The following is a 12,278-nucleotide window of genomic DNA, read 5'->3' as shown; positions in this document are numbered from 1 at the left end:
CTCCCGGTTTAGAGATTCTTTATAGATAGGCTTTGTACCTAGATGTCACTTAGTCACTCTTAGAAGAACCGCGCAGGCCATTCCCGGAACGGCTCCATCGGACTCTTCCTCATTTTTCGTGTCTACGTTTTCTGGTAACTACCGGTTATAAAGTCATACCTTGGATTACTAAAAGACTCTGTCGCATTCGCGAGCAAGAAGCCGCCCGCCGTAAAGCGGATCTAGCCGTACAGCCGGGCGTAAAAACCTCCGAGCGCCAGCAGGTCCTGATGGCGGCCCCGCTCGACGACCGTCCCTTGGTTCATGACGGTAATCAAATCCGCATGTTCCACGGTGCTGAGTCGGTGGGCGATCAGAATGGTGGTGCGCCCCTTCATCAATACGTTCAAGGCCTGCTGTACCCAATGCTGGGATTCGTTATCCAGCGCGGAAGTCGCTTCGTCCAGCAGCAGAATCGGGGCGTTTTTGAGAATCGCCCGTGCGATCGCAATTCGCTGCCTTTGTCCGCCCGACAACGACGCTCCTCTCTCTCCCACCGGCGTTTTATACTGTTCAGGAAGTTCCTGAATGAAATGGTGAGCGTACGCCGCTTTGGCCGCTTCGATCACTTCTTCATCCGTTGCATCCGGGTTGCCGTAGCGGATGTTTTCCTCAATCGTGCCGGTAAACAAGAATGGCTCCTGCGGAACGTATGCAATCTGCCTGCGGATTTCTTCCAGCGTGTAATGGCCGAACGGTTTGCCTTGGAGCAGGATTTCTCCGCTGTCCACAGGATAAAAGCCGAGCAGCAGCTTGATCAGCGTACTTTTGCCGCTGCCGCTGGTCCCCACGATAGCGGCGACCTGGCCGGGAAACACCTGCATGGAGATGTCGACAAGCACCTTTTTATCCGCCTGATAGGAAAATTCCACATCGCGAAACTCCACCGCAGCCTCCGACACGAGCTCGCTGTGAGGAGATCCCAAACGCTCCGGTTCCTCTTCCTCTCTTAGTACCTCTTGAATCCGATGAGCGCCCGCGAGCGAATTTTGGGTCATCGACAGAACCATCCCCAAGTTCAACAAGGCATGCGTCAGATTCACTTGCAGAACCGCCAGGGCGGCGACGCTTCCCATTCCCATCAGTCCGTAGGCATAAAGAAGACTGCCGATGACGATGATGCCGCAGAACGTGACGTAGCTGATAAAATGATTCACCGCAGCCTGCATGCCATTCTTCTGCGCGGTTTGCCGAAGCGTCTGCGTCATTTGTTCGTTCAACGCCTCGTACTGGCCGTAAATCGTGCGGATGCGGAACAGCTTCACAATTTGAATGCCGCCCATAAAATCTTTGAATTTTTCGGTCATTTTACCGAGCGTTTGCAAGCCTTGTTCGGACAAGGCGCGAATATCCCGCGCAAATTTCAGACTGACCACGGAGGACAGCAGCAGAATGACGAAGGATACGCCGGCAAACCGCCAATCGATCAACACCATGGAGACAATGGAGCCGATGCAAAAGACAACTTGAAGCAGCAAAACGAAGTAAACCTGCGAGAATGTAAACTCAACGGTCGTTACGTCGTTGTTCACCCGCGACAGCAAGTCCCCATGGTGCGTCTGCTCCAGGAATCTCGGCCGCACCCGGCACAGCTTGTCATAAAGACGTTCGCGGATATTCAGCACAGTCAGCTCGACACTGCGCTGGTTTAAGTAAATGAACCAGGGAGAAATCACATTTTCCAGGAACAAGGCCGCGCCCAAAATAATAAAGGCTTCCACCATCAGGGACGTATCTCGGGACACGGCGAAATCAACCAAGTTATGTACGACCAAGCTGAAGGCGATCAGGAACAATGTCTGGGTGAGCGCCGTCACGGCCAAGCCAATGGCGTACTGGGTTTTGCGCTTGCGGTTCATAAACATCAGCAAGTAGCCGAGTTCTTTCACTTGCGAGAGCCATCCGCCCTTTTTCATGTGTACGCCACCTCCCTGCGTTCGGCAGACTCAGTAAATTCCTGATAGTACGACTGGGCGTACAGTCCCTTCATCTTCAACAATTGTTCATGAGTGCCCTTTTCAACAATACTCCCCTGTTCCATGACCCAAATTTCGTCGGCGTTTTGTACTGTAGAAAGCCGGTGGGCAATAACCATCGTCGTTCTCTGCTTCATCAATACGCCCAGCGCTTCCTGAACCGCGCTTTCCGACTCCGGATCAAGAGCCGACGTTGGCTCGTCCAGCAGCAGAACGGGAGCATCCTTCAGAAAAGCCCGGGCCATTGCAATGCGCTGGCGCTGCCCGCCGGACAAAAAGCCTCCGCGCTCTCCGACATACGTCTGGTAGCCGTCGGGCAGCTGCATAATGAAGGAATGCGCCTGAGCGGCTTTGGCGGCTTCAATAATCTCGTCCATCGACGCTACTTCCCGCCCGTAGCCGATATTTTCAGCGATCGTGCCGCTAAACAAATATGAATCCTGGGTTACCACGGAAAAATGCGACCGAAGCTGCTCGGGATCGGCGCCGTGGATCAGGCTGCCGAACACGCGGATCTCGCCCTGGTCCTCCGGAAGCGGATAAAAGCCGTATACAAGCTTAAACACCGTGCTCTTCCCTCCGCCGCTCGCTCCGACAAGCGCGATCGTCTTCCCTTCCGGCACCGAGAAGCTAACATTCCGCAGGATCGGGGATCTCTCCTCATACCCGAAGGTTACGTTCTGAAACTCGATGGGGGCGGCGCTCGCTTTCGGAAGCGAACGGCCATTTTCCGTTTCGGTCGGCTGCTCGACGATTTCGGAGACCCTTCTCAGGGCACCGGCCATTTCGAACGTCCGCGTGATGAGCTCGGGAATATGCTCCAGCGGCTCCAGACACAGATTCAGCAAGTACAGGAAGGCGATCAGCTCCCCCGCGCCTAGCTGCCCTTTGTAGATCAAATAGCTTCCGTAACTGACGGCGAAAATGATCGGGCTGATCATCAGCGTGGAAAGCAGCGGGTTGACCCAGGCTTCCCGCTTTTTCACGGCCAGCTTTTTTTGAGCCGTCAATTGCAGCAGCACTTGGTAGGAGCGAGATAACATGCCGGATAGCAGGTAGCTTTTTACAATAGGCATACCTCCAAGTGTATCCTGGAGGTTGACGTTCATTCGGCCCATGTTCGCCTGGGCTTCCTCCGTCAACCGCTCCAACTGCTTGCCGATCCATTGGGAAACCAGCAGCGCTACGGGAAATAACAGCAGGCTGTACAGCATCAGCTCCCATTGGAGGTAGATCAAATAAGTGAAACAGCCGATGAACAACAGCGGATGATAAAACCACTGGGCGAGGTCCCGAATCATAAACTGCTGGATGAGCTGCAGGTCGTTGTTGATCCGTGACAATACGTCGCCGGAGTGCTGCTTTTCCAAATAGGAGACCGGGAGTTTGCCGATATGACGCATGACATGGTTGCGGATATCCTGCACCGCAGAGGCGCTGCTTCGCTCCACGCCGAAGCTCATGAAAAACTTCGCCGGCACACCGATCAAGATGACCACAAAGACCGTGTACACGATTTGCAGAACGATTGGCTCCGCCCCCTTCTCGGCCTGGGTGGTCAGCTGCTCGATCAAACTTCCCGTCCATATCTCAATAACGGCGGCGGCAATCGCGGACAAGACACCGACGATCATCCAGCCTTTGTGACGGCTTACATAGGACATCAACCAGCGGAACGCTTTCCAGGCGGCGTAAGCGGTTTGGCGCTTGGAAGGCGCCGCTGTGCCTTGTTCTAGAACAGACGGCTGGCGGTCAGCTTCCATGCAGTACCCCGGCCTCCGCTTCGATCTGCCGCTTGACTTGCTCTAAGATGTCCCGGATGACGACGGCCGTTTCTTCCACGCGCGCGAGTTCCAGCAATTCCTCGTGCGCGCCCTCCAGCCGGTAATCGGCGTAAGCTTGCGTCGTTGCCCCCCGCCAGGAAGGCAATTGGTGCTCCAGGCGGAACGCTTCGCTGTCCTTCGCAATCAGTTCGTAAATCCGGGCCGGGATCGTGCCGGAATTAATAAGCTGCGCTTCGTACGCCAAGGTCGCTTTGACCTTCCGATGAACCCGCTCCCGCACGAGCGGGTTGCTCATTAATTCCTTCTCTTCTTCGTCGAAATCGGCAAGCATTTCTTCAAGCTCTTTCTCCGACGTTTCGGAAGACGTCAGCGTGTCCTTAATCCACGAGTCCACCATGAGCACGTCCGTTACGGAATAGCCTCTTTTCTCCATCGTTTTGGCTACCTCGAACGTCAGGTTGCCTCCAAAGCAGTAGCCGAGCAGCACGTAAGGTCCTTCCGGCTGGATGCGGACGATCTCGTCCACATAACGGTTCAGCATGGCCTCGTAATCGACGACATCGTCGATAAAATCAATGCCGTAGAGCACGAACCCGCCGTCGAGCCTGCTTGCAAGCTCTCGATAACCGATGCCAAAGCCACTGCCCGGAGGGAAGCAGAACACGTTCAGATCTCCTGCTTTATTCAGCTTAATGAAGGAGTCTCCCCCTTTATCCAGGCCCTGATCCCCCTCTCCGAAAGCCATGGCTTCAACTGTTACATTATGGAATTGGCGGTTCAGCGGTATCTCAATGCCCGTTTCATCGTAAACGGCTTGAACGAGCCTCATCAGACTTAACGAATTGCCACCCAACTCAAAAAAGTTATCCTTTACGCCGACCTGCGGAACGCCAAGCGTATCCTGCCAGACGCGGGCGATCTTCATTTCGAGCAGCGTTCTCGGCGCGACATATTCCGCTCCTCCGTCCGCGGCTTCCTCCGGCGCGGGCAGCGCTTTGCGGTCGATTTTCCCGTTCGGGGTCAGCGGCATCCGCGAAAGCTGCACGAGGTACGAAGGAATCATATAACCCGGAAGCTGCTTGGCGAGCTCCTCTTTGAGTTCATTCGCCGCCAGCCTCGTTTCCGCGACGTAATAAGCGACAAGCTGCTTATGGCCGTTCGCGTCGTCGCAGTCGAGCACCTTGGCTTCTTGCACGGCGGCGATCTTCAGCAGCTGCGTCTCGATTTCGTCCAGCTCGATCCGGTACCCGCGGATTTTCACCTGGTGGTCGATCCGGCCCAGGTATTCGATGTTGCCGTCCGGCAGCCAAGCCGCCAAGTCACCCGAGCGGTACAGTTTCTCCCCCTCCCCAAACGGGGAATCGACGAACTTCTCCGCCGTCAGATCCGGACGGTTCAGGTATCCTCTCGCAAGGCCTTCCCCGGCCACGTACATTTCGCCCGCTACGCCAATCGGCACAGGGCGGCGGTTTTCATCAAGGATGTACACCCTCAGCGTCGGGATCGGCTTGCCGATATTGCTCTTCGCCGCCTCCATTTCGACCCACGTGATTTCCTTATACGTCACGTGAACCGTCGTCTCGGTAATGCCGTACATATTGATCAGCTTCGTCTCCGGGTACTTCGTCTTGAAGCCCTTGAGCAGCAGCGGACTCAGCGCTTCGCCCCCAAAGATGACGTTGCGAATCCGCAGATCGTACGGATGGTCCGCCAAGACCTTACGCAGCAGCTGATAGAAGTACGTTGGTGTCTGGTTCAAAATCGTGACCTGTTCGCGGCCCAGCAGCGCCAGGAAATCGGCCGGATTTTTCGCCGTCAGCGGCGGTACGATGACCAGCTTGCCTCCGTTCAGCAGCGCTCCGTACATTTCCCAGACAGAGAAATCGAAGCAGAACGAGTGGAACAGCGTCCACGTGTCGGACGGCCCGAAGTCGAACAGGTTCTTGTCGTTGAACAGGAGGCGCACGACGTTCTTATGTTCGATCAGCGTTCCTTTCGGTCTGCCGGTCGTTCCCGACGTGTAGATGACATATGCCAGGTTGCCCGGCCCGGAAATCGGCTCCAGGTTCGAAGCGTCCAGCGCATCGGCGGAGTCCGCCCCACTGTCGCCCCAAACGAAATCGTCCAATTCGAGGCGCGTTCCTGCGAAGTCGGTCTTCTCATGCAGATGCTTCTGAATCAGCAATAACGGCGCGCCCGAATCCTCGATCATGAAGCGGATGCGCTCCTCCGGGTAGTCGGGATCGACAGGCACGTATGCTCCGCCCGCTTTGAGAATCGCCAGAATGCCGACGACCATATCGAGCGAGCGTTCGGCCAGAATCGCTACCAGCTGATCCGCTTCTACTCCCGTCTTTCGCAGCCTCCGCGCAAGGCGGTTGGATCGCTCGTTCAGCTCGCGGTAGGTCAGCTGCCGCTCGTTCATGACGGCGGCCACGTTGTCCGGGTAAAGCTCCGCCTGTTCTTCGAACAAGCCGTAAATCGTTTTCCCCCGCTCGAACCCGGTTTCGGTGTCATTAAATCGCTTCAGCAGCGTCTCCCTCTCGTCTGGGGACAGCACATCGGCTTGTCCGAGCTCCAGATCCGGCTGAAATAAAAGCACGGACAGCAGCCGAACAAGATGGTCGGCCGCCTGGTCCACAAATGCCCGCTCGTACCGCTGCCCGTCAAAGCTTATTTCCAGCTCAATGGAGTGGTTTTGACGGTCGAAGCGAAAAACTGTATCGGCCGCCACCCGGTTACCCAGCGGTTCCGGATGAATCGGGGCGAAGGATGCGACGGTGTTGACGACCGGGAGGCCGTCCCCCGTATAGTCCAGATGGAGCGGCTCCACCATTTTCCGAAAAGGCAGGTGTTGATGCTCCAGCGCCTCGCCGATGGAAGCTTTGATGCCCCCGAGCAGCGTTTTCAGCGTAGTCTGGCGGCTTACGGACGTCTTGATCACCAAGATGTCATGCGGCGGCGGAGTCTCGTCGGGGTCTGCGCTATAAGAAGGCATGCCGACCAGCACTTGGTCCCGCCCGGTATATTTGAACAGCAGGCTTTTTACTCCTGCCAAAACAATCATGTACAAAGCCAAATCCGAACCGTTGGCGAGGCTAATGATTCTCTCCGAGAGTTCACTCGGCAGAGTACGGTGAAGCAAGCCCGGCTCGGCCGCAGCTTCCCCGTCGGCGGATAATTTGGAGGATTGACTGTAGGGAAGGAAGCTCAGGCTGTCATCGGCGTCAAACTTGCCGCTCCAGTACCGTTCTTCCTTTTCAAACAAAGATTTCATTTGTACCTCCCCTAAAAATGAAGTGACCGCATGCCCCGGCGCAGGTCCGAAAAAGCTTGCTTTCGGCCTGCGCGTTTACGGGCTTGGATGTTGTTCGCCGTCTTCCTTGGGATGCGCGCCGCTTTCACTTGACGGCGGAGGCGCGCTTGTAGGATTAGAACGCGAATTCGATCGTATCGACGGCACTCTTTGCGCCTGCCGCCGGTTTATGACATTCAATCCGGCTTAACTCGAGTTGTGGATTTTCCGCAATTTGAGACAGTACCCGCAGGTAATCCTCGGTCAAGGTGCGGATCATCGCTTCTTTGAACAGCTTGGTGGCGTAGAAGAAGCCCCCGCTCAGCGCCCCGTTGTTTTCATACATAAACAGCGTCAGATCGAACTTCGCTTCTTCCAAATGGTCAAGCTCGTAAGTCTTCAGGCTGACCCCTTCCAGCTCGGCGTCTCGTTCTTCGATATTTTGCAAGTCGAAAACGGCATCGAACAGCGGGAAGCGGCCCGGCTCCCGCTTCACATTCAAACGCTCCACCAGATCCTCGAATGGATAATCCTGGTTCTCGAAAGCACCCAAAGCCGTTTCCTTCACTTCTTCCAGGTAGGACAAGAACGTTTTGTCGCCCGACGGACGATTGCGGATCGCCAGCGTATTGACAAACATCCCGATGACCGGTTCCAAATCGGCGTTCGTTCTTCCCGCCACCGGGGTACCCACGACCAAGTCCTCCTGCCCGCTGTACTTGGACAGCAGCACGGTATAAGCCGCAAGCAGCACCATGAACAGCGTGCTTTCACGCTCGGCCGCCAATTCGCGCAGCCGCGCAGAGAGAGAAGCTTCGACGTCGAACTCCAGATGCGCGCCTTCGTAGCTGCGAGCCGCAGACCGTTCGTAGTCCATCGGCAGGTCCGCCGTCGGCAACTCGCCTTCGAAGGTTTGCAGCCAGTACGCTTCCTGCCGCCCAATCCGCTCTCGGTGGGCCTTCGACTGCTGCCAAACGGCATAATCCTTGTATTGAATGCGCAGTGGCGGCAGTTCTTCCCCGGCGTAGAAACTCGAGAACTCATCGATCACAATCGCCATCGATACGCCGTCGGACACCATATGGTGCATGTCGAAAAGGAGAATATGCAGGTTCGGCTCCAGCTCGATGACCCCGGCGCGCAGCAGCGGCGGCTTGCCGAGATCAAACGGACGAACGAAGCTGCGGACGATCTGCTCGATTTGAGCCGCATCCTCTTTATCCGCTTGATGATGCTCGATAGCAAAATCGACCTGCGGGTAAATCCGCTGAACCGCTTCGGCCTTCACGATTTCAAAACCGGTGCGCAGCGATTCATGCCGTGTTATCAATTTCCGCAAGGCGGCTTCCAACCGGTCTAAGTCAAACTCGCCTTCCACCTGCACCAGCTCCGGCATGTTGTAAAGCTGATCCGCTCCATCCAGCGTGTGCTGAATGAACAGCCGTTTCTGCGCGGAGGACAGAGGGTAGTACTCTCTCTCCTCCGCTTGAGGAATGGCCTCATGCTCCCGCCGTTCCATCCGGGCGATCGCCTCGGCCATCGCCGCAATCGTCGAGTGACGGAATACGTCGCGCAGCGGCAGGTTGACGTTTAATTCCTTAAATACCTTGCCCGCCAGCGTCGTCGCCCGCAGGGAGTGGCCGCCGATGTCGAAGAAGTTGTCGTGAACGCCAATCTCCTTCGCAAGCCCCAGCACCTCCTGCCAAATCGCCGCCAGCTTCGTTTCCAGCTCATTGCGCGGTGCGATGTACTCCGTTCCGCTTCCCGCTTCCCCTTCCGGCGCCGGTAGCGCCTTCCGGTCAATCTTTCCGTTCGGCGTCAGAGGCAGGCGCTCCATCTCCACGAAGTACGACGGGATCATGTACCCCGGCAGCTCCTGCGCCAGCGCGCCGCGCAGATCGTTCACTGCCAGCTCCGCTCCGGTATCCGGTGTGTAATACGCGCATAGCGCCTTCTGCCCGTTCGCGTCACTTCGAACCAGCACCACCGCTTCGCGCACGCCTTCCACCCGCAGCAGCTGCGACTCGATCTCGCCCGTCTCGATCCGGTAGCCCCGAATTTTCGCCTGGTTGTCGATCCGGCCGATGAAGTCCACGTTGCCGTCTTCCATCCACCGTGCCAAGTCTCCCGTTCGGTACAGCCGCTCGCCCGCGGCGAACGGGCTGTCTACGAACTTCTCTTCTGTCAGCTCCGAACGGTTCAAGTACCCGCGCGCCACTCCGACTCCGCCGATGACCAGCTCGCCCAGCACCCCGACCGGCACCGGATTCAGGTGCGCATCCACGATGTAGAATTTCGCATTCAGCCACGCTTTGCCGATCGGCACATGGCCTGTCTGCGGCAGCTTCGTCAGCGGCTCGTCGTAGAAGCTGGAGTCGATCGCCGCTTCCGTCACGCCGTATGCGTTGATGATCCGGAACAACGAACCGAAGCGTTCCTGCAAGGTCCGGTAATCCCCCACGCTGCAGCTGTCCGAGCTCGTGATCAACAGCTCCATCCAGCTCATATCCAGTTGCTGCTCGTGCACGTACTCCAGGAACGGCACGATCAGCGCCGGCGTCGATTCGAAGATGGTGACCCGTTCCCGCTCCATCCAGTGGTGCAGACGAGACGGATCGATCCGGTCGTCCTTCGGCACAATCACCATCGTGCCTCCGTTGTACAGCGTCCGCGCGATATCTCCCACGAACACGTCGAACGAGAAGCTTGCGAGCTGCAGCAGCCGCACCGGGAACTGATCCAACCGGTATTCCCGCCGGTAGCCCGCCGCCGTGTTCACCAGGCTGCGGTGCTCGATCATCACGCCCTTCGGCTTGCCCGTCGTTCCCGACGTATAGATCACGTACGCCAGATCCTCCGGACGGGCTTCATGGAAGCTGTCGGTGCCAACATTCTGATGGCTCTCATCGCCGTCGTCCACAGTATCCGTCAGCTTGCCGGAGACTATGCCCGAGCCAATCGGCGCATTCGCCCGCTCCTCGCTGTACGACGCTTCGTCGTCCAGGTACAGCACCGCCGCCAGCGCCAGCTCCTCTTCGTCAAGCCAGGCTTCAGCACGCTCTCGCAGCGCCGTTTGCGTCAGCAGCACCTTCGCTCCGCTGTCTTCGAGCATGAACCGCACGCGCTCCGCCGGATAATCCGGGTCGAGCGGCACATACGCCCCGCCCGCTTTCCAGACGGCCAGCACGGCCACCAGCAAGTCCACCGAACGCTCGGCGAGAATGCCGACGATCGTCTCCCGGCCGATGCCGCTTGCGCGCAGCGTAGCCGCCAAGCGGTTCGCCCGCTCGTTCAGCTCCGCATACGTCAGCCGGTCGTTCTCGTACACGACGGCCGCCTCTTCCGGCGTGCGCTCCGCCTGTTCCTCAAACAGCCGGTGGAACGCGGCCGCAGGAGCCGCTTCCGGCTGCGCCGGGTTGAACGCGCCGATAATTTGTTCTTTTTCCTCTGTCGTCAGCAAGTCCAGCTCGGCAATCTTCGCATCTGGACGGCTTACGATCGTTTCGAGCAGCTGCTCGTAATGTTTCGCCAGCCGTTCGATCGTCTCCCTTTTGTAGAGAGCCGTCGCATATTCGAAGCTGTAATCCAAGCCGCCGTTCTCCTCGCCCACATCCAAGCTGATATCAAACTTCGCGGTATCTAATACGCTCGGATAAGGAATCAGGCGAAGCCCTTCCAGCTCAAATTCCTCGTTTTCCGTATTCTGCATCGTAAACAGCGTGTCGAAGAGCGGATTGCGGCTTAAATCACGGGTGACTTGCACCTTGTCCACCAATTCTTCGAACGGATAGTTTTGATGCTCGAAGGCATGGAGGGTCGTTTCTTTGACTTCGTTCAGGTATGACAGGAATGTCTTTTCCGAAGCCGGATAACTGCGGATAGCCAGCGTGTTTAAGAAAATCCCGATCAACGGCTGCACATCTCCATGATTCCTTCCGGCAATCGGCGTACCGACGATCACGTCTTCCTGACCTGAATATTTATGCAGAAGGACGTTATACGCCGCAAGCAGCACCATAAACAGCGTCGTGCCCGTTTCCGAGGCCAGCTGCTTCAGGCCGTCGGTTTTCGAAGCGTCGAAGGAAAACTCCAGCGTTTGGCCTTCGTAGCTCTGCACGGCCGGACGCGGATAGTCGGCCGGCATTTCCAGCACCGGCAGCTCGCCTTGGAACATGTCCAGCCAGTACGCCTCCTGACGCTGAAGCCGTTCTTTCTGCTCCTGCGAATGCTGCCAAACGGTGTAGTCTTTGTACTGAATGCGCAGAGGCTCCAATTGCTCGCCGCCGTACAAGCGGACGAATTCTTCAACAAAGATTTCCATCGAGACGCCATCGGAAATAATATGATGCATGTCGTACATTAGAATATGACGTTCCGGAGCCAGCTCGACAAGGCCTACCCTCAGCAGCGGAGGCTTCGCCAAGTCAAACGGACGGACGAAACGGCGAACCATCTCTTCGGCCTCTTGCTCATCCACTCGATAGAACTCCACGGCAAAATTCACGTCCTGGTAAATCCGCTGCGATGCTTCGCCATCCACCATTTCGAACCCGGTGCGCAGCGTTTCATGCCGCGCCACGAGCTTACGGAACGCTTCTTCGAACCTTGCCCGGTCCAAAGCCCCCTCCAGCAGCATCGCTTCCGGCATGTTGTAGCTAAGCTCCGCGCCTTCCAGTTGATTCAGGATAAAGAGACGTTTTTGAGCAAAAGATTGCGGGTACACCTCTCGGTCATCCGCCACCGGAATGGCAACGAATGTCTGCTCATCCAGCCGGGAAATGGCGGCGGCCATGCTCTCAATGGTGGAATGGCGGAACACGTCGCGCAGCGGCAGATCCACGCTCAATTCTTTATGAATCTTGCTGACCAGCGTCGTCGCCCGCAGGGAGTGACCACCGATGTCGAAGAAGTTGTCGTGAACGCCAATCTCCTTCGCAAGCCCCAGCACCTCCTGCCAAATCGCCGCCAGCTTTGTTTCCAGCTCATTGCGCGGTGCGACGTACTCCGTTCCGCTTCCCGCTTCCCCTTCCGGCGCCGGCAGCGCCTTCCGGTCAATTTTTCCGTTCGGCGTCAGAGGCAGGCGCTCCATCTCCACGAAGTACGACGGGATCATGTACCCCGGCAGCTCCTGCGCCAGCGCGCCGCGCAGATCGTTCACTGCCAGCTCCGCTCCGGTATCCGGTG

At 57.2% G+C, this 12,278-nt stretch carries 4 protein-coding genes; all 4 read right to left on the bottom strand.

The features are described from left to right. Positions 1–221 precede the first annotated feature (221 nt). On the bottom strand, positions 222–1,955 hold the full coding sequence (locus ACWA2B_RS16455; RefSeq protein ID WP_449292418.1) for an ABC transporter ATP-binding protein: 1,734 nt from the start codon (positions 1,953–1,955) through the stop codon (positions 222–224). Next, the gene (locus ACWA2B_RS16450) at positions 1,952–3,778 is read right to left on the bottom strand and encodes an ABC transporter ATP-binding protein (protein WP_165150847.1); all 1,827 of its coding nucleotides are present in this window, start codon (positions 3,776–3,778) and stop codon (positions 1,952–1,954) included. The genes ACWA2B_RS16455 and ACWA2B_RS16450 overlap by 4 nt, the downstream gene beginning before the upstream one ends. Next, positions 3,768–7,076 (bottom strand): non-ribosomal peptide synthetase, encoded by a 3,309-nt coding sequence (locus ACWA2B_RS16445; RefSeq protein ID WP_449292417.1) that lies wholly within the window; start codon positions 7,074–7,076, stop codon positions 3,768–3,770. Before ACWA2B_RS16445 ends, ACWA2B_RS16450 begins: the two co-directional genes overlap by 11 nt. A 154-nt stretch (positions 7,077–7,230) precedes the next feature. Further along, a partial coding sequence (locus ACWA2B_RS16440; protein ID WP_449292416.1) for an amino acid adenylation domain-containing protein occupies positions 7,231–12,278 on the bottom strand: 5,048 nt, incomplete at its 5' end.

It is taken from the genome of Paenibacillus sp. CMM36 (assembly GCF_053570945.1).
The sequence above is the reverse complement of the archived record's forward strand: the minus strand, read 5'-3'. Positions and strand labels throughout refer to the sequence as shown.

Excerpts from the sequence above, each read along its gene's own strand:
- ACWA2B_RS16450 (WP_165150847.1), bottom strand. The coding sequence starts at position 3,778 with ATGGAAGCTGACCGCCAGCCGTCTGTTCTAGAACAAGGCACAGCGGCG.
- ACWA2B_RS16455 (WP_449292418.1), bottom strand. The coding sequence starts at position 1,955 with ATGAAAAAGGGCGGATGGCTCTCGCAAGTGAAAGAACTCGGCTACTTG.
- ACWA2B_RS16445 (WP_449292417.1), bottom strand. The coding sequence starts at position 7,076 with ATGAAATCTTTGTTTGAAAAGGAAGAACGGTACTGGAGCGGCAAGTTT.